A 25957-nucleotide genomic window follows, 5' to 3' on the forward strand; every position below is an offset into this window, starting at 1 on the left:
ACGGCAATAACGGAAAGCAAAGGCTCGCAAAAAATGACTAGGGTGGCTGGGTCAGTTGAAGATTTGGCTGCGCCGACGACATTTGCGCCCCTCATGCAGCCGACCTTTCGTTCGATCTGGCTCGCCACCCAGGTTTCGAGCCTCGGCTGGTTGATGCAGACCGTTGCCATCAGCTGGCTTATGGCGACGATTTCGACCTCCGATCTTATGGTTGCGTTGGTGCAGGCTTCATCGAACCTGCCCGCTTTTGTCTTATCCGTCTTCGCCGGGGCTCTCGCCGACAACTTCAGCCGGCGCCGGGTCATGTTCGCCGGTCGCTGCCTTATGGTGATTGCCTCCGCGATGCTGACCGCGTCCGTGGCGCTGGGCTTTGTTAGTCCGTGGATGATCCTCGGCTTCAGCTTCTTGATCGCATCTGGTGGCGCTCTCAACGATCCCGCCTGGCAAGCGTCTGTCGGCGATATCGTGGACCGACGCGATGTTCCCGCGGCCGTCACCTTGCTTTCTGTTGGCTTCAACACCGTTCGGACTGTGGGCCCGGCGCTCGGCGGCATTGTGGTTGCCTCATTCGGCCTTATGGCGGCATTCGCGGTGACCACGCTCACCTATTTCGTACCCTTGGCCACTATTTGGCGCTGCAAGTGGAAGGTTCGTTCTTCGCCTCTGCCGCGTGAGCCGATGAGGACGGCGATCTATGACGGGCTGCGCTTCACGGCGATGTCATCGGAAATCAAGACGGCGATCGCCCGCGGAACCCTCTTTGGCCTGGCGAGCATCGCCATACTCGCGCTGCTGCCGGTGGTTGTCCGCGACCAGCTGGGAGGAGGCCCGCTCGCCTATGGCGCGCTCATGGCCGGCTTCGGGACCGGTGCCGTCTTTGCCGGCCTCTCCAACAGCCTGTTCAGACGGAGCTTGTCGCAGGAGCGGCTGATGAGGCTCTCTTGCGTCGCCTGCGCGGCGTGTTCTCTCTCCCTGGCACTGACAACTTCGATCGCGGTGGCGGCAATTGCACTCGCCTTGGGCGGCGCAGGCTGGGTCACCGCCTGGTCGGGGGTTGGCGTGAGCGTGCAGCTGGCGAGCCCGCGCTGGGTCGTAGGGCGCACAATCTCGATCTACTATGCATTGATAGACGGCGGCATCGCGGCCGGCAGCTGGGTATGGGGCACGGTTTCCCAGAACCATTCGCTGACCTGGGCCCTCGCGGGCTCCGCTGCAGCCCTGCTGATCGTCGCTGCAGCCGGCGTTCTGTTTCCTCTTCGTGAGCGCCGCGACTCCGAGCCCGATCCCTTGGAGGAATTCGACGCCCCAGCTGTCGCCGTCAATTTGAAGCCGAGAAGCGGCCCGATCGTGGTCAAGGTCGAATATCTGATAGCCGAGACAGATCTCGAGGCCTTCCTCGACCTCATGCGGCAGCGGCGTCATGTGCACAGCCGCGTCGGTGCTCGTAACTGGACGCTCCAGCGCAACCTCCAGAAGCCTATGCATTGGACAGAAACGTTCCGCACGCCGACCTGGACGGACTACCTTCGCCTCAATCATCGTCTCACGGAAGTAGACAAGGAACTGGACGAGCGTGTCTTCCAGTTGCACGCGGCAGAGTCCCCGCCTCAGATGACACTTTCCATCGAGCGGCCGACAAGCTCGGCCCGCAAGCCCGAGCACTCAGTTTTTCGCCATCCCCGTCATTGAAGCCCGACCGGCACATATCTGGGGCATCAGCGATCGTTAAAGATCCGGGTGATGGATGAGAATCTCGGCGGCATCCGTGTCGTGCGTGCCTTCGCCGCGCAGCCGCACGAGCTGGAAAAGTTCGACCGCGCCAAGCAGGACGCGCCTTGATCTCGCCAATGAGCGCGTCGACATCCGTGTCGGCAACACCAGCGCCATGAATTTCTCGTTCCTGACCGCCATGGGGCTGGTGCTCTGGTTCGGTGGCCAGAAAGTGATCGCAGGTCAAATCAGCGTCGGCACGCTGGCCCTGTTGCTCACCTTCATGACCATTCTGCAGATGCCGGTGCGCCAGCTCGGATTGATGGTCAACTCGTTCGCGCGCGCCTCGACCTGCGGCACGCGGCTGTTCGAGTTGCTCGACGCCGAACTTGACATCGAGGACGCGCCGGGCGCCAGGGATCTCGTCGTCACCGACGGCGTGCTGCGCTTCGACAATGTCGGTTTCTGCTACGCGGGCTCGGGCTGCCGCCCGACGCTCTCCGGCATCTCCTTCGAGGCGAGCAATGCATCGCCGTCTAGGCAAGGCGAATGCTCCGGACTTCCCAGCCTTTCTTGCCTTGCCCGCATTCGACAAACACCTTCTGTCCCGCCACCAGCACGCTGAGCCCTGAGCGCGTCAGGGCGCTGGCATGAACGAAGACGTCCTTCTCACCGTTGTCAGGAGCAATGAAGCCGAAGCCCTTTTCGGGTTTGTACCACTTGACCGTGCCCCCGCTCTCCAACTGCGCACCGGTTTCATCGAAGGTCCCTCCAGCGACGCGCGTATGTGACGGAGTTTTCGCGCGGTGATCGCCGATCTCCAGCACCTGCGCGACTTGATGACCTTTTGGACTTTTTTCGACCGTGATCTTGAGAGGCGTTCCCGCGGCAACATCCCGGCTTCCGGCCGCCTCTAACACTCGCACGTGCAGATAGGCCTCCGTGCCGTCCGACAGTTTGACGAAGCCAAAACCTTTGCTGACTGTGAACCACAATACCTCCGCATCGACAGGATCTGCCGTCACGGTTCGGGTGCCGACTTCGCCATGAGTGGTTCGGCCCCTTGGTAACCCGGTCGGCGGGCGCTGAAAATAGCTTGGCTCGGAAGTCCGTTCCGAAAAGGAAACGGGGTCATCGTCATAGCGATGCCGGCGTGGCTCGCGATGGTCTCGATATTTGCCCATGATCATCTCGACTGGCATGGATGGCGCACTGCGCTACCGTCAAGATAATCTCAATCGGGCGACGCGTTTATGTCAAAAAGGCCGTGAAGACCGCAGCTGTGCCCGGCCTATCGGCCGAACCCTTTGAAACTAGATTCATTTCCCCTGAAACAATAGTGCCGGCGAGTCGATTTACTGACTCGCATAGGTTGTGTTGGAGCGAGAGTGCGATGATGCTGGCGCGGGCGCACTGGAAGGGCTTTATCAGGCATTGCGGAAAGCCTGCTCCGGGTTTCTTCAAAAGGAACCGAACGGCGGGTCGACGACCATTTGCGCCGGCTCCAGGCCACGGGGCAGGCCTGACCGTGCATGATCATCATCTCCAGCGTCACGCCCAGCGTCGACGCCAAGCCGTGCAGAACGATGCCGCGCTGGTCGCCGACGAGAACAACGTCGCAATGTCGATCGACGAGCTTTGAATCGGCGCACTCAATGGGCCTCCTTCCCCAAGCACGGATGTCGCGTTGGCACTTTTTGTGCAGCTGCGAAGAGCTAAAATCGCCACGACGGGTGGTGTTGACGCGCCGACAATTATCAGACAAAAACGGAATTCAATCGGTTCAGCCGCCTACGCGGCAGGGCTCTGCTCAACGACGTCGGGGACCATGGACGATCGCGCAAAAGGGATTAGGAAAGGCGGAGCTGGAGGCAAGGCCAACGACGTCAATGCGGACTTGATCGCCGTTGTGGTCGCCATGGACAGCAGCGCCCCCTGCGTTCTGACCATCCCGCAGGCAAACGCCCTGCCCTCCGGCCCGTTCGAGCTTGCTCACCGTTCGCTGCAGTCGGGCCTCAGGGGATGGGTGGAACAACAGACCGGCCAGCCGCTCGGCTATATCGAACAGCTCTACACCTTCGCCGATCGCGACAGGGTTGGCGCTGACGACCGCGTGGTCTCTATCAGCTATCTGGCGCTCACCCACCAAGACGAAGCTGGCGACCCGGCCGGGCGACACTGGGGAAGCTGGTACGACTATTTCCCGTGGGAGGATCACCGCTCCGGCACACCGGCGGTCGTGTTGGACGAATTGCGGCCGCGCCTGATGGAATGGGCGGATGGCACTGACGACGGTACGACACGCCTCGACCGACGACGGCGGGCGGCGATCGCCTTCGGCTTTGACGACCGCCATTGGAACGAGGAACTCGCGCTTCAACGTTATGAGCTGCTCTACGAAGCCGCCCTGGTGGAGGAAGCAATACGCGCCGGACATTCCGCTGCGCCCACCTCGGTGTCGGGCAGATCGATGATCGCCGATCATCGTCGCATCCTGGCGACCGGCATTGCGCGGCTGCGCTCCAAGATCAAATACCGGCCGGTCGTATTCGAACTGATGCCGCCGGTCTTCACGCTTTTGCAGCTGCAGCGCACCGTAGAGGCGCTTGCCGGCAGGCTCGTGCGTAAGCCGAACTTTCGCCGGCTGATCGAGCAGCAGGAGCTGGTCGAGGAGACCGGTGAGGCAACCGCGGAAACCGGCGGCCGGCCGGCGCAACTTTATCGCTTCCGTCACGCCGTTCTCGACGAGAGGGTGATAGCCGGAACAAAATTGCCGCTCTCGCGGGCTTGACCCGCCTTGCGCCAGCAGCCCTGACGATGTCGCGGACGGCTTGGCCCTTGTGAGAACCGGGATTGTCGAGAATGACGATGTCGCCCGGCTTCAGTGTTTTGTTGAGTTCGGTTTCGACATAGACGCGAAAGGCCTGCGTATTGATGGGTCCGTCAATGACCCAAGGCGCCTCCACCCGATCATGCCGCAGCGCGGTGATGAAGGTCATCGTCTTCCAATGGCCATATGGTGCGTGGGCCATCAGCCGCTTGCCGCGCACACCCCAGCCGCGCAACGGCGCCATGTTGGTCTTGACCCATGTTTCATCCAGTGAGACCAGGCGCGTAGGGTCAATGCGGGTCTGATAGCGCATCCATTGCGCACGCCCGCGCATCAGCTTTGGCTTGAGCTGCTCGGCCGGCAGAACTGTTTTTTTGAAGCTCTTGCCCTCGCGGTGCAGGAAGCGACCGACGCTCGCAGGAGACCACGTTCAGCCAGTGCCGCCGTCAATTGATGAAGCGTCATGTTGGCATCTCGCTCAACCTCGCCCAGGACGAAAGCACGGTGCTCCCCGTCGATCAGATAGGGCCGATGACCACCCATCTTGCCGGGTGCCGCACTGCCACGGCGACGCTTGCGGCCTCGGGCGTTTCCTGGGCGAAGGCGGTGGCGATGAAAGCCGAGACGACGCCACAGACTGGGCTGGCGGATAGTAGTTCGCGAGTCAGCCACGGTAGCGGTCGCTACGAAGCGCGCAGCACTTTGTCATCGGTACATTCCGTCCCATGCCTGAAATGAGCAGTGCAGCCATGTCGCCTCCTCCGCAGTCACCGTGGCGAAAGCAATCCTTCGGCTGCCACACGGACCTAATGTCGCCTGGCACTAGCTTGCTTCAGCAAACCACTTAGCGCAATTCTCAGGAGCTACCGTGCCCGCATCGCAGGCGAGGTCCGGGGAGGCTTGCTCACTCAGTTTGCCATTGTGGAAAGTCGCGTTCTTGCCAACGCGCATATTCGAGATATTCTCTCGCAATCGCCTCTACAAGATCTTGTTGGAGCTCTTTGCGAAGGCACGGCATTTCGCTGATTGCCAAGCTGTGCTCTCTCGCAAAATGAATGGCGCAACGATATCCGTCAACGTCTTCCAAAGTGGGACGGACTGCATCTTCCTTCCACTGATCCGCAAGTTCCTGCAGCAATGAAGGTTGTCCTTCTCTTGTGACAAACATGTCTGTGACCCGACGCTTGGCTCTCTCCAGAAAGGCGTCCGAGTTGCCGAGCCGCAACCGCCTTACATGCCACCGAAAAGCGCCATCCCAATGCTGACTTCGCGCCATTAAATTGAGAAGGGAGATCGAACCGCCTTCGAGGATGAGCCCCGGCTGGGAACTACGCTCATCCACTTGCATTATCAGCTTACGATGGGCGGTCTCGGCGTCGATGATGCCCGCGGTTAGCGGGCGCGAATCCAAGTAGATCCGCTGGGTAGAGTGCAGTTCGGAATCCGAGGGACGCCCGCTGCCGGTGGCGATTTGAGGACAGCATTGTACACGATCCAGCGCAATGACCGGCCATCCGGTCTCTCGTGCAATTTGGATTGCCGCGTCTGTTTTGCCGCTGCAGGTCGGCCCGTAAATCAAATAGATTAGCATGTGTTTGCCGCTTAGTTTATCGGAACTAACCGCCCCCCAAGCACAAGATACTCGGTAGGCTTTCACAGGACTTGTCGCAAACATTTTGACAAGCGGCGATTATGCCCTGAAACGACGCCATTTTCGAACTTTGTGAAGTCCGAAAGGGCGCAAGCAGCCCGTTCTGGTCGTTCAGTCCAGTCACCAACGCCTCTGTTTGACGTTTGACGACGGTCCACTTTGCACATCTCATGCCGACTGTGACGCAACGCGGCACCGCAGGATGGTGACCTCGTTGTGTCCGGCAAAAGATCCTTGCCCGTCTTGGGTTAATCGAGGCGGCGGCGCACGGGCGCCTTATTGTCTCGGAACATGGCCAGGAAGGCGGCTGATCAACAAAAGTGGAAGACGGTGTCCCGACGACCTCACCGATTTGTGAGGCGACCGAGGATCTGCCCGACATCGTCGATCTCGTCCTCGAGGTGGGCCGTGTGCCGGCCGCGCCGCCAAAGCCTCCTCCCCTGCCGGTCCGGCTGGAAGCCTCGTCGAAACGGCACAGGAGTACACCAAAGCCGCCAGCGCGCAAACACACAGACCGCCGGCGCCAAGGATTTGGCGCTTTTTGCGTGGCGTCCGCTCCGATCTTCCGGAAGGGGAGCTGGTTGCTGTTTTCTGGGCACTCGCTGCGCATCGCCGCTGCGCAACGCCGAACTGGACATCGAGCGGCTACGCGATGAACCGCATGGTCTGCCATTGTGAGGCTCTTGCTCGACACTAATGGCCTCTCCGAGGTGACGAGGCCGAGCCCTGACGCGCGCGTGCTGGAATGGATGACGGGCTCGATGAAGACCGCTCATTTATCAGCGGTGTGTCGATCGCCGAGATCCGGCGCGGCGCTGCCCTCATGGACAAAGGTCGGAAACGTGACGCACTGGCCGATGGCTCGCCCGGGACCTGCCGCAGCGCTTCGAGCCGAGAGTCCTGCCCGTGGACGAACTGGTTGCCCTGGCCTGGGGCGACCTGACGGGCCTCGCGAAGCGGCGTGGCCGCGGTCTGTCATCGATGGACGGGCTGATTGCAGCCACCGCGATTTCCTGACCCATCACATGGCGGGGATATTCATGCGCTGACGGCGAAACACCCAGATGCCCCGCACCTACCACGATCAATATGGAAACGCCTCGGTGGCAGCCACGAGGTCGATGTCATTGAAGATGAGATGAAATAGGCGGATCAGCTCTGCTTTTCGCATCCTTGACGCGCGCTTCATGACAGGCCTCGGCCAAGGGCGTCGAGTTTAGCTTCCGGTTGGATGCTTGCGCTCACCTGTGGCTATGCTTACGGCCATCCCGATCGAGAAAAGCATCGAACGCGGCAGCGACAGCGCGAATTACAAAGCGATGCTCCCGCCGTACGCGGACAAAACCGTTTTCGAAGTCCACTATCCCGTCCTCGGCCAGCATCGCCAAGCGTTCAGCTGAATCGAGAAGACGGATCGGATCAGATCCGTGGGCGGCACAGATTGCCTGCACATCGGCCTCGAGATCGCACATTAGTCGCTCGATAATTGCGGCTCGCACGCGGTCGTCGTCGGTGAGGCGATAGCCCTTTGACGTCGCCAGACGGCCAGCTGCGATGTGCTGGATGTAGGAATCCCGTGTAACTTCGTTTTGGACGTACCCCTCGCCGACGCGGCCGATAGCCGACGCGCCGAAACCGATCAGGGTTCTGCAGGTGGTGGCCGAGTAGCCCAGCGAGTTACGCCGCAGGCGACCCGTTTTCTGTGCCAGCGCGAGCTCGTCGTCCGGCAAGGCGAAATGGTCGAGCCCGATCTCGCGGTAGCCGGCGGCAATCAGCGTCGCGGCCACGGCCGCATACTGTTCGGCGCGGGCAGCGCTGCCCGGAAGAACTGCCTCCTCGATGAGGCGCTGATTCTTTATAAGCGACGGGATGTGCGCATAGCCGAACACCGCAAGCCGGTCGGGGCGCATTGCGACCGCCGCCCTCGCGGTCTCGACGCAGGACTGCACCGTTTGATGCGGGAGACCGAAGATGAGGTCGAAGTTGATGCGGCTTACTCCATGCCGGCGCAGCATTTCCACGGCAGCCGACGTCTGCGCCTCACTCTGAACCCGGTTGATTGCTTTTTGAACAATGGGATCGAAGCTCTGCACGCCGAGACTCACACGGTTCACGCCGGCTGCTCCTAAGGCCTCGGCCATCTCGGCCGTGAACGTGCGCGGATCAATCTCGACGGCAACCGTAGCTGTTTTCGTGAGAGCGAAGCGGCGTCGCAGGAACTCCATCAGAGCCAGGAACTCGGCTGGTCCTATGAGAGACGGCGTTCCGCCGCCGAAATGCATGTCGCTCACGGGCAGCGTCTGCGGCGCTCGCTCCGAGACCAAACGGATCTCGTCACGCAGGGCCGCCAGATAGTTGAGGATCGGCGCATCATGGCGGGTGATGGTGGTGGGGAAGCCACAATACCAGCAAGCTGATCGGCAGAACGGAACGTGGAAATAGAGCGACACCGGATCGTCCGCCGGCAGGTTCTTGAGCCATTCCTCATAAGCCTCGGCGCCGACCGCCCCAGAGAACTCCGACACAGTCGGATAGATAGTGTACCAAGGCAGGCCGGCCTCGCGATATTTTGTGGTCTGCAACAGTTACCGTCCCATGCTGATAACCACCAACCTTACCGCTGCGCTCGCCTGTGTCTTTGCGCTATGTCAGTCCGTTCCGCTTTGGGCTCGAAAGTTGTATTTCTCAGCAATAGCGGCCGTTCAGTCTTGGCTGGACGGTCAGCGACTGGCCATGGCTGTTCCCGCCGCGACCCTCACGCGCACCGTTTGGTTCCACCATCCCTTCCCTTCAGCCTGCGTCTGGTCGAGTAGATTCTGCTGAGCGCGGCTGCCGCATCCAACGAGATAACACGGCGTTGGGATCAGACTTTGCTCGCCAGCTAGCGCAGCCCCATAGTGATCTCTGGCATCTCGATGAGCTCGTTGTGTGAATTGCTGGCAAGAAGCATTAGCTGTGGCGCGCCGTCTATCAGGACGAGAGGCTGCTCGACGCCACCGTCAGGTCGGCCGCAATGCCAGGCCGGCGCGCCTACTGACTCCGTGGTGGAGGCAAGGCTGCGCGTCAGCGCGTGATTACCGATCATCGCGCTCGCCAAAATGACGGCGTCGTACCGAGCGGTGCCGCCGCATGATGTCTCAACGTCGGGGCTCACAGCAAACAAAGCTGTCGCCATTGAACGAAACTGTCGCGAAGCGAACAGACGAACCGTAGCCGAAACGTTTGCCGTTCGTGCTTGGGTTGATCCGCAAGGCAAAAAGGAAGGAAGAGCGAACCAAGGTCCGCCGGCACACTTGAGCTTCAAGCCGCAGCTGCGTCGTCAGGATGGCATGTCATTTGCAGTAGAAGCCTTTGTGACGGCCCGCCCACAACTAGCGGAGATGACGGGGATGATTTGTACAGAAATGTTGGATGGCGTCGTTTCGGCGATTATTATATTTGTAATAACAATCGCATATTTGTAACAATAACACCCAATCATATTCTTAATTTCTGATGAATATCTGGCGTGACGAGCGCATCAAAACTGCTCAAATTCAACTCAATGCGCATCGTTATCGACTGTTTCCTTAGCAAGAGTTCATCACTGACGTCCATTCCTTTTACTCTTTGAACGGAGATCAACAATGAACATTAGGAGCCTCCTCCTCGGCTCAACTGCGGCACTGATTGCCATTTCCGACGCTCGCGCCGTGACCGCCGTTGCCGAGCCTGACCCGACTGAGTACGTTAAAGTCTGCGACGTCTACGGCTCGGGCTACGTCTACATTTCAGGCACTGAGACCTGCGTGCGCATCGGCGGCTATGTCCGTCACGACGTCGGCTTGGGCCATGTCGGATTGGTTGATCACGCAAGAACCTCGGATGTGAGGACTGGTGAGCATCAGGGCACATGGCAAAACAACACGCGCTTCACATTGAAAACTTGGACCGGCCAGGAGACCGAACTCGGCAGGTTGAAGACCTACACCGAAACCCGCATGAACTTCGGCAACCGCCACACTTCGGTTTCGGACAGTTCTCGGTCCCATGCCTTCAACGGAGACAGCACCTTGACTTTCGCCTGGATTCAGCTTGGTGGCCTCCGAGTTGGTAAGGACTGGTCGGCCTTCGACATGTTTATTGGCGGCGCGGGTGACGTACTCAACCAGACGCCGGTTCCGTACGGCGCTTTCGATACCAATGTGGTTCAGTACTACTTCGACGCCGGGAACGGCTTTTCGGCCGTGGTTTCGCTCGAAGAAGGCTCGGGCGTGGTCGGCACAATCGACAGCTACGCACCGCACGTAGTCGGCGGCTTGAAATACACACATGGCTGGGGCGCGATCACCGGCGTTGCCGCTTATGATAGCAACTACGAATCGGTGGCCGCTAAGGTCCGTGTCGACATCAATGTCACCAACGAACTGTTGCTGTTCGGAATGCTCGGCTACGGTTCCAACGGCAAGCTCAACGACGACTCCACGAACGCCATCGACGCTCATGGTCGCGGCTTCTATAAGAGTTGGGGCGGGAACTGGGCTTTCTGGGCTGGCGCCACTTACAAGCTCAACGAGACAACTTCGTTCAACCTTCAGCTCTCCGGTGATCAGCTCAAGAACCATGGTGTCGCTGCAAACGTCGCCTATGCGTTTCTTCCAGATTTCACAGTTACGGCGGAACTCGACTATGGCCGATACGGTAACTTCGCCGTCGGCAAGGTGGACGGCGCTTCCAACATGAATTGGACCAACGCCAACAAGAAGAGCAGTGTCGGCGGAATCCTGCGTTTCGAACGCTCATTCTAACGGATGAAAGGGCGCTGAGGCAGGCATCGCATGTACTTGTCGTCGGCGGATCGGACTCCAGTGGGGGTGCCGGAATCGCGCGCGATATCGAGACGCTCTCCTCCATGGGCGTGCGCAGCTGCCTTGCCGTCACTGCGGTGACGGTGCAAACACACGACAGCGTCACGGACATCCTTCATCTGCAACCCGGTCTGGTGGCCGATCAGATGCGTGCAGCGATCTCGCGGGCGTCGCGGCGTAGTGAGCGCGGGCGCGGCCGTGATGATCGTGGCGGGAGGGAGAGGTAAGGAGCGTCTTTCCTTTGAGAATTCGCTTTTACGGGTACCCACCATGCACAACGGGCGAGTTTTTCAAAGAGGCGCGTCCTCCTTCGAAGCGCTTCGGAGGGCCAGGCTCTAGGCTCGCCCCGAGCCCCTGCGTAGCCTGCGGGGGAGATGGGTCTCGGCCCATCCGGGTAACGATCCTTCGCGCGGGTATGGAAATGATCGCATTTGCCGATTATCGCATAAAAAACTTGTTATCGCACGACTTAAAAAACTTGCAACTCCACAGCATCATTGACTTGTCGCCTATCAGCACTATATACTTGTGATCGCACAGCTCTAAAAAAGTTGCAAAGGCACGGCCATGGCCAAGCCCCATGAAAAACTCGCTGTATCACTGGCCGTCCTCAAAGAGCTGCAGGAGGGTGGGCGGCGCATATTCAAATCAGATGAGCTGACCCGCGTCCACCGGGAGCGGCTGCTGCAGAACGGGTTCCTGCGCGATGTTATCAAAGGCTGGCTCATGTCGACCGGCCCGCAGGCACGGCAGCAAGACACCACCCCTTGGTACGCGAGCTTCTGGGAGTTCTGCTCCCTTTACTGCAATGACCGGTTCGGCAAGGACTGGTTCCTCTCACCGGAGCAGTCGCTGCTTCTGCACGCGGAAGCGCCCACTATTCCGCCTCAGGTGGTGGTGAACACCCCCAAAGGCACGAATAACAAAATCGACCTGCTGTTCGGCACTTCGCTCTATGACCTCAAGGTCAAGGAGATGCCGGCCGAACTGACAGAGAAAAACGGCCAGCGCGTGTTCACTGTCGAGGCCGCCCTTACCCGGGTGCCGGAAGCGTTCTTCCAGCGCGCCCCTATCGAGATGCAGATCGCCATGGCGTCGGTGCGCGACGTATCAACCGTTCTGGCCCTGCTGCTTGATGGCGGCCATTCCGCCGTGGCGGGACGGCTTGCGGGGGCCTTCCGTCGCGTAGGACGCGACTCCTTTGCCGATGACATCGTGGCCACCTTCAAAGCCGCCGGCTATGACGTGCGCGAATCCGATCCGTTCGCGGGACAAATTGGAGTGACAACTATTGCGGCGGGCGTACCGCCGTTGGTCGCCCGCCTGCGCGCGATCTGGCAATCGCAGCGCGAAGCCATCATCGAGATATTCCCGAAGGCACCCGGACTGCCGTCCGACAAAGACGCCTATATGAAGTTCGTCGAGGATATCTACGAAAGCGACGCCTACCATTCGCTGTCGATAGAAGGGTACAGCGTCACCCCGGAACTCATCGACCGGGTGCGCGAGGGGAGCTGGAATCCGGAGATTGATGAAGAGGACCGCAAGAACCGAGATGCGCTTGCCGCGCGTGGCTACTACCTCGCATTCCAGAAGGTCAAAGACTCTGTTGCCGCGATCATCAACGGCAAGCCAGCCGGCGCGTTGACGCGGGACACTCACCGGGAGTGGTACCGGGAGCTGTTCGCGCCGTCAGTGACCGCCGGCATCCTCAAAGCCAGCGCGCTTGCGGGATATCGCAATCACCCTGTGTACCTGCGCGGCTCGCAGCACGTGCCGCCGCGTACCGAAGCGGTGGCCGATGGTATGAATGAGCTGTTCGACCTGCTGGAGGCGGAGAAGGAGGCCTCCGTGCGTGCCGTGCTGGGGCATTGGCTTGTGGGCTATGTGCACCCCTATCCGGACGGCAACGGACGAATGGCGCGGTTCCTCATGAACGCGATGCTGGCTTCAGGCGGTTACCCCTGGACAGTCGTCAGAGTCGATGACCGGAAGGCCTACCTCGCAGGGCTGGAGGAGGCGAGCGGCAATATGAATGTGAAAACGTTCGCCGCCTTTCTCGCCGAACGGGTGAAGTGGTCTATGGAGAAGGCGGCGTGAGGTCGGTGGTGTGCCATGTTTAACTTGCTTGTCTCGGGCCACGGCGAGTGGTGGGAAACGCCGCCGTTCACGTCAACCATTGACCGGTTCAAGGAATCTAGCGGCGCCGAGGCCGAGGCTATCGACCTCACGCCCTGAAACATTGCGCCGGCTGGAGGAAATCCCGGCGCTTTTGATGTACGAAGTCGGGGCGGGAGGCCCGCACGCGCGCGTGGTCCGGCACAGCCGCATACGCAATATCGTTCGGCGCGGACACGAACTGGCCTTCACCTTCGAGCCCGATCCGAAACATGCCTTTCTCGACCGGTCAGCGGTGTTGAGAATTGCGGACCGGCTGGGCATTCAACAGTTCGAACAGCACCGTACGCACTGGGCAATCAAGGATGGTGACATTCCGGCCGAGCTGATTGCCACCAGCACCGCTGAACGGGCGCAGCGCACCGTTGCCGTGATTGCGGCAGAATATGTAGAAGCGCGCCGCGAGGGACGAAGGAGAGAAGCTGCCGAACTGGCCGAAGAACTGGAGGATTTTCCTCCCTCGCTGGAGAAAGCACTGTCGCTTGTGCCGGCGCGTATCCTTCAGCAGCCGACACCCGAATTATACCCGATCCTTGGGATAGAGCCCCGCACGCCCGAAGGCCGCAACGCCGTCGTGGCCGTCGTCGCAAGGGATCACAATGGGCAGGACTTGCCTGCCGACTGGTCTTATTCGCTGGCGTGGTTCCTGGACCTTTACGGCAGCGCGACGGAAGCGGGGCGCCTTGACGGCGCGCTGGCCGAATGCGCAACGCATATGATCGCGCTCGGCACTGGCGAGGGAGAAGCCGCCGCCCCGGTTGAAGATATCGGCTACGCACTCTGGCGCTGTTCGCGAAGCCCGAAACTTGTCGGCGATCTGCGCCGGGAATCGCTGAGATAGCGCAGGAGGTTTTGTCGCTTACCAAAATCAACTGGAACTCGACCCAGATCAATCAGAAGCTTCCCATTCCCATTCTAGCAGCCAGAAGAGTGGGTGAGCTCTTTAAATATCTATCCGAGGAATCGATAAGCTCAGACTATCGCAAGGATACATAGTTTTTTCTGTTATATGGTCTGCTCGGCTGCAGGCAAAGAGCCCCGGATAAACTTCAGCACGAAAGCAGAATTGAATGAAGGTGGCTACACGGAGTTCTCATTTGGGTATGCCTTCACCGAAAACCTTATCCGGTCATCGTCAGCCGCACCTGTAGGCGCGCCGGTCTTTCCAAACCTCATACAGGAGGGGCATTCTGGCTTTGACATCCGCATCAATTTCCCAGGGGTTCCGCTGTTTTTCCAGTACAAGCTTCCGGAGCTGATGAAGCGAGGAACTGCGTTTGAGATTGCGAGCGGACATTGTCCCGGTTTGTCGATACCATTTTTTCGGATTGCGATGATGCGCAGGGATGTGTCGCGTCAGCATGAACTGCTTCTTCGGCTTGAGGCGCGCTATCCGTCAAACGTCTTCTATGCGGCTCCTTGTATTGCAAACATCAGCGATTTCGACCGCTCTTATAATGGAGCAACCGTAGCACGGCAGTCCATTTTCGTCTCACCAGGGGATATTGGGCCCTTGCCAGACGACAAAGCGTACAGCCTTGCCTATAAACCTGGACTGGCAACTGGATATTTTTGCTCGAAACCCAAGCCCACCAAAGTTCAAACATTTGATGATCTCGCTGCGCTCTTTAAGGAGCAGTTCGCCGAGAAGCGTTTTGCGGAAGTTGGGGAGGCGGCGCGTGAGATGCGCGAAAACGTACTTGAGCTTGCTTCGCCGTCAATGCGGCAAGCCGAACAGCTCATTGCTGAACGGGTCGGCGCGAGACGCATTCAGATTCTAGACGGCGCAGCCAGACCGCCCGAGGAAGAGCGCGCAGTCACTGACATTCTCGGAGCGCGGGAAATTGCGCGTGTCGATCTTGGCGTCGACCTGCTGGTGGCCCAACCACGCTAACGACATCATACCTCGCTGATTAGCCCAGCTTTTGTCTAGGCCACAGTTATGAGACTACGAACTACTTGGCCAGGAAGAAGATCGGATTGAAAGCGAACCTTCCTTGTCATCTTTGCATCACGGTCAGTCTGCACGAGATTGACCGCTGCAAGCCGGGAGCAAGACCGGGCTGCGCAAACGTTGCAACAGATCCTTCAAGGAAATTCATAGACTCTTAGCAACTCCGGTTCGCTGTGAATGGTAGGCTTATTGCAACGTTTGAGTCAGTGGGGTCCGAACCGTGGCTTATTCTCCGACCCGCCGAACTGCGTGCAATTTCGGCTAAAGGCAATGGCAAGAAGAGCGCCCATCTTGTTTGTTCGACACAGCCATATCGGCTCAAAACAGTATCTTCACGGCCACCGAGATTGTCCGGTCGGTGGACAAGCAACCATATTACTTGGTTCGAAAGCTGCAACAATCTGTGGAGAACGCGAAATGACAAATTCAGTAGGACGAGTGCCCAGGCTTTCCAAGTGGCTTGGTCCTGACCAATGCTGACACTGGTCAGTCGCCTACGGACGGCAGCGCATTTAGATCGCCTTCGAATTCTAGGCCTTTGCGCGCACGCGGACCTAACTGTCTGCCAGCTAGCGGAGATTCTGGGTCTGCGTCGTGAGCACGTTGTACGACACGTCCGGCTGCTGGCCAGAGCCGACTTTCTTTACTGCAACGAACAACGTCCGTGGTGCTCGTACAATCTCAAAACAGGAGGTAAGGACGGCGGGCTGGTTCAATTGTTGGTTGATCTCCTGCCCCACGGCGATGGCTATCACAAACGAGACCTTCAACGGCTCGAAGCGGTACGAGACACGCGGCCGAAGGGGACCGCATGCTTGACCGTGAAATAGATCAATCCAATTGGAGCGCGAAGCTACCATGGACAACTCCGCCGACAGCGCCATCGCGCAGCCCGACACTTACGGACGGTCTCGCTTGGCGACGGTTGATTGCCGCGTTCACGAACTGCTTCTAAGACAGGAGCGGCAGGAGCGGACGACGCTCAAACTGATCGCATCTGAGAACTTTGCCTCCTCGGCCGTGCTGGAAGCAACCGGTTCGATTTTCATGAACAAGTACGCCGAGAGGTACCCCGCTGCGCGCTACTACGCGGGAAACGAGATCGTCGATGAGCTTGAGAACCTCGCCATTGAGCGCTTGAACACGTTATTCGGCAGCGAACACGCCAACGTCCAGCCTTATTCCGGCTCGCCGGCCAATCAGGCTGTCTATCGAGCGCTTTTAAGCCCCGGTGACAAGGTGATGGGTTTGCCAATTCCGGAAGGGGGCCACCTCACTCATGGTTGGGCCATCAATTTTTCCGGGACTGACTATCAACGCTTCCCTTATGGGCTGCACGAAAAGACGCAGCAAATTGACTATGACCGCGTGGGCGAGACAGCCAAGCGGGAACGGCCGCGGCTCATTTGGGTCCGCGGGACTGCTTATCCGCGTGTCTTTGACTACGCGGCAATTGCAGAAATCGCTCTGGAGGCGAACTCCTATCTCGTGGCCGACATAGCGCACATCAGTGGCCTGATTGTCGCTGGAGCGCATCCGAATCCCGTACCCCATTGCGACGTCGTCAGCAGCACGTCTCACAAGTCGATCCGCGGTCCTTGTGGTGGCTTCATTTTGTTAAGGAATGAAGATCGTTATCAAGCGCTGTATCATTCGAAGGGCAAATACAATCTCGCCAGACGAATAGATCGCGCTGTCTTCCCTCAACTGCAAGGCGGCCCCCATATGAATGTTATCGCGGCGTTAGCTGTCGCTTTGCGGGAAGCCGCGGACCCGTCCTTCCGCAGTTACGGCCGACAGATTGTCAAAAATGCCAAGGCTCTGGCCCAGGCGCTTCTGGACCGAGGTTATGACCTGGTCACCCGGGGCACTGACAATCACATGCTGATCCTTGATCTTCGCGATCCACCACTATCAGGCAAGGCCTATGCCGAGCGGTTAGTGAAGGCAGGCATCGTTACGAACTTTAATATGGTGCCGGGCGAGCCGCGCCATCCTGCGGTCACAAGCGGAATTCGCCTGGGGGCGCCAGCAGTGACATCAATGGGCATGCGCGATGTGGAAACGGTGCAAATTGCTGGCTTCATTGACTCCGTCCTCCGGCGAGCCAGACGACGAAGATCTCCATGCCTGCGTGCGAAGAGACGTTGCCGACTTGTGCTGCGTTCGAGGTCCCGGGCATCGCCGACAGATAAGGTGGGCTAAGCAAAATGCCCCATACAACTCCAACACCCGAAGCGAGACATTTCATGGCTAGGCAGTTCGTGTTCTCTTCCGAATCGGTTGGCGCGGGACACCCGGATAAGTTGGCCGACAACATCTCGGATGCCATCCTCGATGCCATCCTCTGCACCGATCCCAAGGCGCGCGTCGCCTGTGAAGCGTTGGTAAAATCAGGGATGGTCGTTCTGGCTGGCGAGATTACCAGCGATGCGCAGGTGGATTATAGCCAAGTTGCGCGCGATACGATTCTCGATATTGGATACGACGATGAGGCCGTCGGCTTTGACGGCCGGCGTTGCTCCGTCATTCATGCACTCACCGAGCAATCGCCCGACATTAGCCAGGGCGTTGACGAGGGACGAGGGCAGGACCTCCAACAGGGAGCGGGAGATCAGGGCCTCATGTTCGGCTACGCATGCCGCGAAACCGATACTCTGATGCCTTTGCCGATCCAGCTCGCTCATCGCTTGACGAAACGACAGGCAGATGTCCGGAAAGCAGGACAGCTTGGCTGGTTGCGTCCTGACATGAAATCCCAAGTCTCAGTGCGCTATGAGGGGTTGCGCCCGGTCGCCCTGGATACCATTGTCGTATCGACCCAACATGACGAGCAGGTCTCGCAAGAGACGGTCCGCGAGGGCGTCATTGAGGAAATCATAAAGCCTGTCCTGCCGACCCATCTGGAGACGGAAGGCATCAGAATTCTGGTCAACCCGACGGGGAGGTTCGTAGTCGGCGGGCCGCGCGGCGACTGCGGTCTCACTGGACGCAAGATCATCGTCGATTCCTATGGTGGGATGGGTCGTCACGGCGGCGGCGCCTTTTCGGGCAAGGACCCGTCCAAGGTTGACCGCTCAGCTGCCTATTCGGCCCGGTATGTCGCCAAGAATATCGTCGCTAGCGGACTTGCGGACGTCTGCGAGGTGCAGCTTGCTTACGCAATCGGCGTGGCAAGTCCGGTTTCTGTCATGGTCAACACGTTCGGAACAGCGAGGGTTGAGGAAAGAAGGATCGAGCGCCTCATTCTTGAGTTGTTCGATCTCAGACCGAAGGGCATTATCAAGATGCTTGATCTCTTACGCCCTATATACCGCAAGACCGCGACCTATGGCCATTTCGGCCGTGAAGAGCCTGATTTCACCTGGGAGAAGACAGACAGGGCCGACGAACTGCGTCGCGAGGCAGGACTTGCCGCCCCGTGAAGGCCGGCGCCGAACGGATTGGCAATCGGAAAGCCCATTCCCACTGGCCAGACCCGCCCGCGGCCGGCATGCCAGAAAGCCGGTGGGTTTTTGGCGGAGACATGAATTGATGCCGGACTATGACGTGCTTTGTATCGGAAATGCCATCGTCGACATCATCGCCCAGTGCGACGAGGCGTTCCTGGAGACCAACGGCATCATCAAGGGCGCGATGAATTTGATCGACACAAGGCGCGCCGAACTGCTCTACAGCCGCATGGGCCCGGCGATCGAAGCCTCGGGCGGCAGCGCCGGCAACACGGCGGCGGGCGTCGCCTCCTTCGGCGGTCGCGCCGCCTTCTTCGGCAAGGTCTCCAACGACGCGCTCGGCGAGATTTACGCGCACGACATCCACGCGCAGGGCGTCGCCTTCGACACAAAACCGCTCGACGGCGAACCACCGACGGCGCGCTCGATGATCTTCGTCACGCCGGACGGCGAGCGCTCGATGAACACCTATCTCGGCGCCTGCGTCGAGCTCGGCCCGGAGGACGTCGAGGCCGACAAGGCGTCGGGCGCGGCCGTCACCTATTTCGAGGGCTATCTGTGGGACCCGCCGCGCGCCAAGGAAGCGATCCGGCAGACGGCGAAGCTCGCCCATGCGGCGGGGCGCGAAGTGTCGATGACATTGTCGGATTCGTTCTGCGTCGACCGCTACCGCGACGAGTTCCTCGACCTGATGCGCTCCGGCACCGTCGACATCGTCTTTGCCAACAGCCACGAGATCAAGTCGCTCTACCAGACCGCGTCCTTCGACGAGGCGCTGGCCCGGATCCGCAAGGATTGCAAGATCGCCGCCGTCACCCGCTCGGAAAAGGGCTCGGTCATCGTGCGCGGCGACGAGACCGTGACCATCAATGCGACCAGGATCCGCGAGCTGGTCGACACCACCGGCGCCGGCGACCTCTACGCCGCCGGCTTCCTCTACGGCTACACGCAAGGCCGCAGCCTCAAGGATTGCGGCGATCTCGGCTCGCTGGCAGCCGGGCTGGTCATCCAGCAGATCGGCCCAAGGCCACGCCAGAATTTGCGCAGAGAGGCGGAGCAGGCGGGATTGCTGTAGGTGGCGAGCCAAGAACCAGCTGCCCACCCTCCTTAATCCAGCCCGAGCCTTTTCTTCAGTTCCGCATTCTCCTTGCGGAGACGATCGGCAAGCAGGCTCTTTAGCCGCTTGTTTTCTTCCTCGAGCGCGACGAGATCCTTCAGCCCGTCACTGTCCGCCGCCGGCGCCGCCGCCTTCTTCCAAAGATAATATGTCTGTTCCGAGATGCCGGCTTGCTTCACCGCGCTCTTGAGAGTAGCGCCGCCGCCGATCGAGGTCTCGATCTGCGCCAGCTTCTGGGCACGATCCTTCGCGGAGTAGCTCTTTCGGCCTGTTCGCGCTGACGGCGGTGCTTCAGTGGTCGCGGATATCGGGTTGGCGCCCTCCTTGCGGGCAGGCGCGCTCGCCTCAGCTTCTGGCTTCCTCGACCGCCGCGCTCTCGTCTTCGGTTTTGGCGTTTCCGCTTTGTCTGCCGGTTCGCTATGAACTACTGCTGACTCGGTTTCCAGGGGATTGGCCATGAAATGCTCCACTCGAGGTTTGTGCAAAGGTTCAGCATCAAGGGCCACTACAGTAGAGTCAACAAGCTGACGATTTAACGGCTCGACTTCGTTTGTTGTTTCGGCCATCGCCGCGGCGATGTCGAAATTGCCCCAGATGGAACGTGCGGATTTTTCATAATTGCGCTTTTGTTTGACTTCCACGGTGAATGGTCGCGTCTGCCGCCTCATAGTTCCTTCCTGAATAGGAGAATGAAGTCGCCGCTCGAATTTTTGGCGCTTCCTGCTTAGCGCGGAGCATTATCGTATAGCCGCTCAACGGGCAAGTGATGCCGGTCTTCGATGGCTGACCCATCTGGGGAGATTTGAGCGGCTTCGCGCGTCCTGCGCATGCCTGTAAGGCCGCCAAGTTTTCTGGGTTAGCAGGCGCGCACTGTGGCAGCTTGGCTTGTACGGCGAGGCCATGGTTGAGTGAGGCGAAACAAATCCAGCCCCGCGGTCAATCCCGAGGCTTCCCACAATGGCGAAGAGAACATCTTCACTCGTTCCTTTTGAGCACAAGACCTTCCGTTCGCTATGGTCGGCTGCACTCATTTCGAACCTTGGCACCCTAGTGGAAGGTGCGGCGGCAGCTTGGCTGATGACGAGCATCGCAGCAGTAATTTTTGATCGCCCATTCGTGCTGTGTACCAGCCCTGTGTCTTGCGCAAGTGGTCACGAACGGCTGCCGGAGCCTCGAAGACGCCCTAAAAACACATGCTGCGATTTTTGAACACGCTTGACGTGTTAGATTAATTCATCCACAATGCGTGTGTTGAACACGCGAGGTGAGTTATGAACATGAAAGAGCTTAGGGTTCGACTGGGCATGACTCAAAAAGATTTGGCAGAGCAGATGGCAACGACGCAACAGACTGTGGCCCGTTGGGAAACAGGCAAAACGCAGTTGAACGTCGAGCAGATCAAGGACCTTTGTCTCACGTTGAAATGCACGGTCGAGGAGCTGCTAGGCTGGAAGATTGATGTCGAGGAGTGGCGCACGAGCCCGTTTGCAATTGCCGATGCCGAAACGCGATACGGCACGCTCAGAATCAAGACGACTCTTGGCAGCCGCCAATATCCTATCGATGAAAAGGCGCGTGAATCGATTTTACGTCAGTTGAAGGAACTTCATAATCTGCGTAGAAATAACACAAGCAGGCCATGGCTGTATTGTTGGAGCCTTGACAACAAAATACTCTTGATAAATCCGCAATATGTCCGCACCATTGAGCTTATCGGTGACGATGTAGAGGAGATGCCAGAGTATTATCATCCAGAAATCTATCGGGCTTTGGATGACTGGGATAAGGGTGAGGTTTCAGGAAAGCTGAAGAAAGAATGCGATGCCATCATCGCAGAGATGGGTGATCAGGAAGCCGTGCGCATGGCCTCCTATGTTCGCGTCACATATGACGACGGAGAAGATGAGTGGAACTTCTTGGATGAAGAAACCGCTACGACTTTCTTCGGATTGGAAGCTGCGACCTTTGACGTTCCCCAGTGTAGTTTCGCCGAAGTGGAGGAAGAAGGTTACTACCGAGCGCGATACGCCAACCTTGATCGCGTCGCGGTGATGGAGGTTCCAAGCGACCGTTATCACAGATTGACCGCGCCCGAGGAAGCTTAGAACCATCCACGAAGGGCGCATGTTACATCTCGACCTTGCGTGGTGCGTTTTCAGTACGAGATGACGTTAAGCGTAGGTAGTGGCAGGTAAGAGTGCTCGACCAGAAGCTCAACTGCCTCCTCAATATCGCTGCCGATGTGCCGCAGGACACGTCCACGGGAGCGTGGATAGGCGTGAAGTTCCTGCACTCCACGGTCCGCTCTCCCATCGCCGGTGTGTGCCCGACGCCATCTTGTGGACGAGGTTGGCCGCCTGCACCCGGTTGTATTCCGGCTTGCGGTCCGCCTGGGCGGTCCGCCGCGATGGCTATCTCCATGTCAGTCGGCGCCGAACTTTGACTGCCCGCTGCTTTTGATGAATTTGGCGAGGTCCCGCGCATAATCACTCTTGGTCTTCTCCTTGAGGCCCTGTGTCGCGAACTTGTGGTCCAGCAGGGCAAACAGGTCCAAGTCCCCTTCCGCCTGTGGCGCTGGCTTGCCCTCACCGCCCTCGGTTTCCCAATTGGGGACCGCTTCTGCGCGCTGCACCGTGGCGATTGTCCGCCCAAGACGCATCACAAGATCGAACGCCAAACCGTGCGCGTGCACGACGATTTGCCGCTCAGGCCTCATTTGGACAGGACTTGAGCTGGCCCGGTGGTTTGAGCCGGGTTACCTTGAGCCGGTGGGCTGCGAACAAGCAGTTCGAGACATTGGCCTCGATCACTTCGCAACACGCCGCGCGCCTGGCCTCGGTGTGCTCCCCCCGAAATCGTTGTGTCATATCACCGAGGGCATCACGGCCAACAGCTTCCACATGGGCAACAGCCTCGCCATTGAGCCGAATATGGTCGCGAGCAGATCACCAACGAAGCGGGCGGAACCTCGGAGCCGAAGTTCGACGCCGAGGTGGTTCGCATGATGCGCTAAGCAGCACCACGGCGCTTGCCGGTATGTTTGCTGCCGGCAGCCGACGAACTCCTATCCTCTGGACAAGGGCGCCGTGCGTCATTGCTTTGATTTACCGGCCGCTCAAGGCTTCCACAGTTTTCGCTTTCGAGGCGACCTTTGGAACATGCCAACGGAAATTTAACATAACGACATAAACATTTCTTTATGCGGCGTTGACAAAGAAGCGAACTGCTGTAATTGTCTCCCGCGTCGTGGTTCTCCGTACGGCGCTGCCGCAGCGGAGCTAAGAGGGAAGCCGGTGCGATGCCGGCGCTGCCCCCGCAACTGTTAGCGGCGAGCCAACCCCACTCATGTCACTGAGGCGAATAGCCTTGGGAAGACGGGTAGAGGCTATGACCCCGCGAGCCAGGAGACCTGCCACGGCGAATTACGTCCACGGGCGGGGTGTCTCGGTGGCCGCTGCAGCCTGGCGTTCGTGCCGGCCTGCTAGCGCCTTCCTTGTCACCGACGCCCAACCATCGGGGTCTGGCATGACTGTCTCTCAGCAAATTCCTGTAGCAACGCTCGGCGTGCCCCGCTTCGGTCGTCGGCGAGAACTGAAATTCGCGCTTGAAAGCTACTGGTCCGGAAAATCGTCCGCTGCCGACCTTCTCACGACCGCGAAGGCGCTCCGTGCCGCTAGCTGGGAGGAGCAGCACGACCGCGGCGTGTCGAAAATCCCGTCGAACGACTTCTCGATCTACGACCATGTGCTCGACACCGCAGCCATGGTCGGCGCCGTTCCATCCCGTTACGGCTGGAATAGCGGCGAGGTTCCACTTGACATCTACTTCGCAATGGCGCGGGGCAACCAGGGTCAGACGGAGGATTGTCGACACGCTGGTCACCAGCAGGCGGCTCATCGGTCTGATGTAACCGCGATGGAAATGACCAAGTGGTTTGACACCAACTATCACTACATTGTGCCGGAACTCGACGATAATCAGACGTTCGCCCTCTCGTCGACGAAACCGGTCGACTACTTCCTCGAGGCTAAAGCTCTCGGCATTCACACACGCCCAGTCATCCTTGGACCGATCACCTTCCTCAAGCTGGCGAAATCGCCTGCCGAAGGCTTCGATCCCATCGCGCTCCTGCCGAGGCTGCTGCCCGTCTACGAGCAACTCCTGCAGAGGCTGAAGCTGTCGGGAGCCGACTGGGTGCAGATCGATGAGCCAGCGCTTGTCCTCGATCTGAACCCGAACGAACGAGCTGCGTTCGAATTCGCCTATGGCCAGCTGTCAAAAGCCGCGCCCGAGTTGAAAATCATGCTGGCTACGTATTTCGGGCCGCTGGGAGACAATCTCGAAACCGCGGTTTCTCTGCCCCTGGCCGGGCTGCATATTGATCTCGTGCGCGCTCCCGAGCAGCTGGAAACGGTGGGTCGGCTCGCACCGAAGGATCTGGTGCTCTCGCTTGGCTTGATCGATGGCCGCAACGTCTGGCGTGCGAACCTGCCCGCCATTCTCGACCGCATCAAACCGATCGTCGCCGGCTGGCCCTTGGACCGCGTCGAGATCGCGCCTTCTTGCTCGATGCTGCATGTGCCGATCGACCTGCGCATGGAGACGGAACTCGACGCGGACATCAGGTCGTGGCTCGCCTTCGCGGCCCAGAAGACCGACGAGTTGGTGTTGCTTGCCCGGGCCCTGTCCCAAGGCAGGGATGCGGTGGCAGGCGCGTTGAAAGCGTCTGCCGAGGCTGCCGCCACTCGCGTGACATCCACGAAGATCCATGACCCGCTGGTTGAGGGGCGGATCGCCAGCATTGACGACAGCATGAAGCGACGAGAGAGCGCTTTTGCCGAGCGCTCCAGAGTCCAGGCCGGCACGCTCGGACTGCCGCCGTTCCCGACGACGACCATCGGGTCCTTCCCGCAGACGCCGCAGGTACGCAGGGCGCGGGCCGCTCATGCGAAGGGCCAGCTGAGCTATGTCGACTACGAGACCTTCCTGAAGAAGGAGATCGAGGCTGCAATTCGCTGGCAGGAAGAGATCGGGCTGGACGTGCTGGTGCACGGTGAGTTCGAACGAAACGACATGGTACAGCATTTCGGCGAGCAGCTGTCCGGCTTCGCCTTCACCCAGCATGCCTGGGTGCAGAGCTATGGGTCGCGTTACGTGCGCCCCCCCATCATCTTCGGCGACGTATCGAGGCCCAAGCCGATGACGCTGCGCTGGTGGCAATTCGCCCAGTCGCTTACGGAAAACCCTGTGAAGGGAATGCTCACAGGCCCGGTGACCATTCTCAACTGGTCTTTTGTTCGCGACGACGTACCCCGCTCCGAAGCATGCCGCCAGATCGCGCTCGCCATCCGCGACGAGGTGACGGATCTCGAATGGTCCGGCGCAAGGATGATCCAGATCGATGAGGCCGCGTTTCGCGAAGGATTGCCACTGCGCCAGTCTGACTGGAAAGACTATCTCGACTGGGCTGTCGAATGCTTCCGGATCGCTTCAACGGGTGTAAAGGACGCGACTCAAATCCATACCCACATGTGCTACTCGGAGTTCAACGAGATCATCGACGCGATCGCTGAAATGGATGCGGATGTCATTTCGATTGAGACGTCGCGCTCGAAGATGGAACTGCTGGACGCCTTCACGAGCTCCAAATATCCGAACGAAATCGGTCCCGGAGTCTACGACATTCACTCACCACGCGTCCCGGAAGTCGGCGAGATTTCGGACCTCGTCATGCTTGCCCGCGACCGACTGTCGGATGCCCAACTGTGGGTAAACCCGGACTGTGGCCTCAAAACACGCAAATGGGAGGAGGTCCGCCCTGCCCTCATGAACATGGTCGCTGCAGCACGTGCGCTCCGGAAGAAAGTGTAGGCCTGAGGGTTTCCTGGTTGCTCACCATGTGGTGAGTTACCGGCTGCCGCATGTCGGCCTGTGAATGTGCCAAAACGCGATCACATCCTTTGAAAACGTCACTCGAGCGAGAATGTGCACTTCCTTCGGCACGTGTACTAATCGCGCAGGAGTAAAGGGTACCGTTTTCTCCCTGTGACGTGCCGAGTTCGAAGGGGATGTGATTGGCGTCGAGACCGCTCCGGCCATGGGTTATCAACATGCCAAGTGCGCTGTTCTCGATCAGTTCGTAAAGGACTTCTCGGCTCGGTTTATCGAAATGCGCGGGTACATATATGACAATTCCTTTCACGGGCCGCTGGGTTGGT

At 59.3% G+C, this 25957-nt stretch carries 20 protein-coding genes, 6 pseudogenes and 1 riboswitch; of the genes and pseudogenes, 18 read left to right on the forward strand and 8 right to left on the reverse strand.

What is annotated here, in order from left to right:
* Positions 1–33 precede the first annotated feature (33 nt).
* Positions 34–1689, forward strand: a complete 1656-nt coding sequence (locus tag NKK47_RS19715) for an MFS transporter (RefSeq protein WP_502905017.1) — start codon at positions 34–36, stop codon at positions 1687–1689.
* Between the two features lie 12 nt (positions 1690–1701).
* Positions 1702–2272, forward strand: a pseudogene (locus NKK47_RS19720) (ABC transporter transmembrane domain-containing protein); the annotation flags it as partial.
* Here NKK47_RS19720 and NKK47_RS19725 read toward each other — a convergent pair.
* Together NKK47_RS19725 and NKK47_RS19730 are read right to left on the reverse strand one after the other, a co-directional pair.
* Entirely contained in the window at positions 2247–2894 is a 648-nt protein-coding gene (locus NKK47_RS19725) for a cold-shock protein (RefSeq protein ID WP_352577969.1), read from the reverse strand. The pseudogene NKK47_RS19720 and the gene NKK47_RS19725 sit on opposite strands and share 26 nt — an antisense overlap.
* A 279-nt stretch (positions 2895–3173) precedes the next feature.
* A pseudogene (locus NKK47_RS19730) lies at positions 3174–3391 on the reverse strand (3-methyl-2-oxobutanoate hydroxymethyltransferase); the annotation flags it as partial.
* Positions 3392–3538: 147 nt separating this feature from the next.
* Here NKK47_RS19730 and NKK47_RS19735 point away from each other — a divergent pair.
* Positions 3539–4501 (forward strand): NUDIX hydrolase, encoded by a 963-nt coding sequence (locus NKK47_RS19735; RefSeq protein WP_352577970.1) that lies wholly within the window; start codon positions 3539–3541, stop codon positions 4499–4501.
* A gap of 4 nt (positions 4502–4505) precedes the next feature.
* On the opposite strand, the pseudogene NKK47_RS19740 reads toward NKK47_RS19735, so the two are convergent.
* Positions 4506–4874: pseudogene (locus NKK47_RS19740) on the reverse strand (transposase); the annotation flags it as partial.
* Positions 4875–4993: 119 nt separating this feature from the next.
* Here NKK47_RS19740 and NKK47_RS19745 point away from each other — a divergent pair.
* The gene (locus NKK47_RS19745) at positions 4994–5278 is read left to right on the forward strand and encodes a hypothetical protein (protein ID WP_352452632.1); all 285 of its coding nucleotides are present in this window, start codon (positions 4994–4996) and stop codon (positions 5276–5278) included.
* A 166-nt stretch (positions 5279–5444) separates the two neighbouring features.
* On the opposite strand, the gene NKK47_RS19750 is transcribed toward NKK47_RS19745, so the two are convergent.
* Positions 5445–6131 (reverse strand): isopentenyl transferase family protein, encoded by a 687-nt coding sequence (locus NKK47_RS19750; RefSeq protein WP_352577971.1) that lies wholly within the window; start codon positions 6129–6131, stop codon positions 5445–5447.
* A 734-nt stretch (positions 6132–6865) separates the two neighbouring features.
* Here NKK47_RS19750 and NKK47_RS19755 point away from each other — a divergent pair.
* Positions 6866–7205, forward strand: a pseudogene (locus NKK47_RS19755) (PIN domain-containing protein); the annotation flags it as partial.
* A 227-nt stretch (positions 7206–7432) separates the two neighbouring features.
* Here NKK47_RS19755 and hemN read toward each other — a convergent pair.
* Positions 7433–8773 (reverse strand): oxygen-independent coproporphyrinogen III oxidase, encoded by a 1341-nt coding sequence (hemN, locus tag NKK47_RS19760; RefSeq protein WP_352577972.1) that lies wholly within the window; start codon positions 8771–8773, stop codon positions 7433–7435.
* A gap of 516 nt (positions 8774–9289) precedes the next feature.
* Between hemN and NKK47_RS19765 the strand changes: the two genes are divergently transcribed.
* The 10 genes and pseudogenes from NKK47_RS19765 (at position 9290) to NKK47_RS19810 (ending at position 19697) form a co-directional block, all read left to right on the forward strand.
* Entirely contained in the window at positions 9290–9655 is a 366-nt protein-coding gene (locus NKK47_RS19765; RefSeq protein ID WP_352577973.1) for a hypothetical protein, read from the forward strand.
* A 162-nt stretch (positions 9656–9817) separates the two neighbouring features.
* On the forward strand, positions 9818–10978 hold the full coding sequence (locus NKK47_RS19770) for a porin (protein WP_352577974.1): 1161 nt from the start codon (positions 9818–9820) through the stop codon (positions 10976–10978).
* Between the two features lie 14 nt (positions 10979–10992).
* Positions 10993–11202 (forward strand): annotated as a pseudogene (locus NKK47_RS19775) (bifunctional hydroxymethylpyrimidine kinase/phosphomethylpyrimidine kinase); the annotation flags it as partial.
* 403 nt (positions 11203–11605) lie between these two features.
* Positions 11606–13138 carry a Fic family protein gene (locus tag NKK47_RS19780; protein WP_352577975.1) on the forward strand — a complete coding sequence of 511 codons (1533 nt, stop codon included), beginning with the start codon at positions 11606–11608 and terminating at the stop codon, positions 13136–13138.
* Positions 13139–13153: 15 nt separating this feature from the next.
* Complete coding sequence (locus NKK47_RS19785) at positions 13154–13276, forward strand: hypothetical protein (RefSeq protein WP_352577976.1); 123 nt, start codon at positions 13154–13156, stop codon at positions 13274–13276.
* A 37-nt stretch (positions 13277–13313) separates the two neighbouring features.
* Positions 13314–14057, forward strand: coding sequence for a hypothetical protein (locus NKK47_RS19790; RefSeq protein WP_352577977.1), 744 nt, complete (start codon positions 13314–13316; stop codon positions 14055–14057).
* 225 nt (positions 14058–14282) lie between these two features.
* Positions 14283–15110 (forward strand): hypothetical protein, encoded by an 828-nt coding sequence (locus tag NKK47_RS19795; RefSeq protein WP_352577978.1) that lies wholly within the window; start codon positions 14283–14285, stop codon positions 15108–15110.
* 918 nt (positions 15111–16028) lie between these two features.
* A pseudogene (glyA, locus tag NKK47_RS19800) lies at positions 16029–17365 on the forward strand (serine hydroxymethyltransferase).
* Between the two features lie 54 nt (positions 17366–17419).
* Positions 17420–18595: a methionine adenosyltransferase gene (metK, locus tag NKK47_RS19805; protein ID WP_352577979.1), complete on the forward strand. Its 1176-nt coding sequence runs from the start codon at positions 17420–17422 to the stop codon at positions 18593–18595.
* 109 nt (positions 18596–18704) lie between these two features.
* Entirely contained in the window at positions 18705–19697 is a 993-nt protein-coding gene (locus NKK47_RS19810) for an adenosine kinase (protein ID WP_352577980.1), read from the forward strand.
* A 32-nt stretch (positions 19698–19729) separates the two neighbouring features.
* Here the strand turns inward: NKK47_RS19810 and NKK47_RS19815 are convergent, their stop codons facing one another.
* Entirely contained in the window at positions 19730–20407 is a 678-nt protein-coding gene (locus NKK47_RS19815) for a transposase (protein WP_352577981.1), read from the reverse strand.
* A gap of 289 nt (positions 20408–20696) precedes the next feature.
* Here NKK47_RS19815 and NKK47_RS19820 point away from each other — a divergent pair, with 289 nt between their 5' ends.
* Entirely contained in the window at positions 20697–20948 is a 252-nt protein-coding gene (locus tag NKK47_RS19820; RefSeq protein ID WP_352458261.1) for an MFS transporter, read from the forward strand.
* Positions 20949–21010: 62 nt separating this feature from the next.
* On the forward strand, positions 21011–21844 hold the full coding sequence (locus NKK47_RS19825; protein ID WP_352458260.1) for a helix-turn-helix transcriptional regulator: 834 nt from the start codon (positions 21011–21013) through the stop codon (positions 21842–21844).
* 317 nt (positions 21845–22161) lie between these two features.
* On the opposite strand, the gene NKK47_RS19830 is transcribed toward NKK47_RS19825, so the two are convergent.
* Positions 22162–22416: a hypothetical protein gene (locus NKK47_RS19830; RefSeq protein WP_352577982.1), complete on the reverse strand. Its 255-nt coding sequence runs from the start codon at positions 22414–22416 to the stop codon at positions 22162–22164.
* A gap of 553 nt (positions 22417–22969) precedes the next feature.
* Positions 22970–23170: riboswitch (cobalamin riboswitch) on the forward strand.
* A gap of 94 nt (positions 23171–23264) precedes the next feature.
* Between NKK47_RS19830 and metE the strand changes: the two genes are divergently transcribed.
* Complete coding sequence (gene metE / locus NKK47_RS19835) at positions 23265–25610, forward strand: 5-methyltetrahydropteroyltriglutamate--homocysteine S-methyltransferase (RefSeq protein WP_352577983.1); 2346 nt, start codon at positions 23265–23267, stop codon at positions 25608–25610.
* Here the strand turns inward: metE and NKK47_RS19840 are convergent.
* Entirely contained in the window at positions 25564–25941 is a 378-nt protein-coding gene (locus NKK47_RS19840) for an FMN-binding negative transcriptional regulator (protein WP_352577984.1), read from the reverse strand. The two genes, metE and NKK47_RS19840, sit on opposite strands and share 47 nt — an antisense overlap.
* Positions 25942–25957 lie beyond the last annotated feature (16 nt).

This window comes from Mesorhizobium sp. M0019 (genome assembly GCF_040323975.1).
Lineage (GTDB): Bacteria > Pseudomonadota > Alphaproteobacteria > Rhizobiales > Rhizobiaceae > Mesorhizobium.

What these genes read in the sequence shown, in the direction of transcription:
- NKK47_RS19825 (WP_352458260.1), top strand. Translation starts at nt 21,011, where the DNA reads ATGAACATGAAAGAGCTTAGGGTTCGACTGGGCATGACTCAAAAAGAT.
- NKK47_RS19785 (WP_352577976.1), top strand. Translation starts at nt 13,154, where the DNA reads ATGTTTAACTTGCTTGTCTCGGGCCACGGCGAGTGGTGGGAAACGCCG.
- NKK47_RS19810 (WP_352577980.1), top strand. Translation starts at nt 18,705, where the DNA reads ATGCCGGACTATGACGTGCTTTGTATCGGAAATGCCATCGTCGACATC.
- NKK47_RS19765 (WP_352577973.1), top strand. Translation starts at nt 9,290, where the DNA reads ATGACGGCGTCGTACCGAGCGGTGCCGCCGCATGATGTCTCAACGTCG.
- NKK47_RS19790 (WP_352577977.1), top strand. Translation starts at nt 13,314, where the DNA reads ATGTACGAAGTCGGGGCGGGAGGCCCGCACGCGCGCGTGGTCCGGCAC.
- NKK47_RS19745 (WP_352452632.1), top strand. Translation starts at nt 4,994, where the DNA reads ATGAAGCGTCATGTTGGCATCTCGCTCAACCTCGCCCAGGACGAAAGC.
- NKK47_RS19735 (WP_352577970.1), top strand. Translation starts at nt 3,539, where the DNA reads ATGGACGATCGCGCAAAAGGGATTAGGAAAGGCGGAGCTGGAGGCAAG.
- NKK47_RS19725 (WP_352577969.1), bottom strand. Translation starts at nt 2,894, where the DNA reads ATGGGCAAATATCGAGACCATCGCGAGCCACGCCGGCATCGCTATGAC.
- NKK47_RS19815 (WP_352577981.1), bottom strand. Translation starts at nt 20,407, where the DNA reads ATGAGGCGGCAGACGCGACCATTCACCGTGGAAGTCAAACAAAAGCGC.
- metE (WP_352577983.1), top strand. Translation starts at nt 23,265, where the DNA reads ATGACTGTCTCTCAGCAAATTCCTGTAGCAACGCTCGGCGTGCCCCGC.
- NKK47_RS19780 (WP_352577975.1), top strand. Translation starts at nt 11,606, where the DNA reads ATGGCCAAGCCCCATGAAAAACTCGCTGTATCACTGGCCGTCCTCAAA.
- NKK47_RS19770 (WP_352577974.1), top strand. Translation starts at nt 9,818, where the DNA reads ATGAACATTAGGAGCCTCCTCCTCGGCTCAACTGCGGCACTGATTGCC.
- NKK47_RS19820 (WP_352458261.1), top strand. Translation starts at nt 20,697, where the DNA reads ATGGCGAAGAGAACATCTTCACTCGTTCCTTTTGAGCACAAGACCTTC.
- NKK47_RS19715 (WP_502905017.1), top strand. Translation starts at nt 34, where the DNA reads ATGACTAGGGTGGCTGGGTCAGTTGAAGATTTGGCTGCGCCGACGACA.
- metK (WP_352577979.1), top strand. Translation starts at nt 17,420, where the DNA reads ATGGCTAGGCAGTTCGTGTTCTCTTCCGAATCGGTTGGCGCGGGACAC.
- NKK47_RS19750 (WP_352577971.1), bottom strand. Translation starts at nt 6,131, where the DNA reads ATGCTAATCTATTTGATTTACGGGCCGACCTGCAGCGGCAAAACAGAC.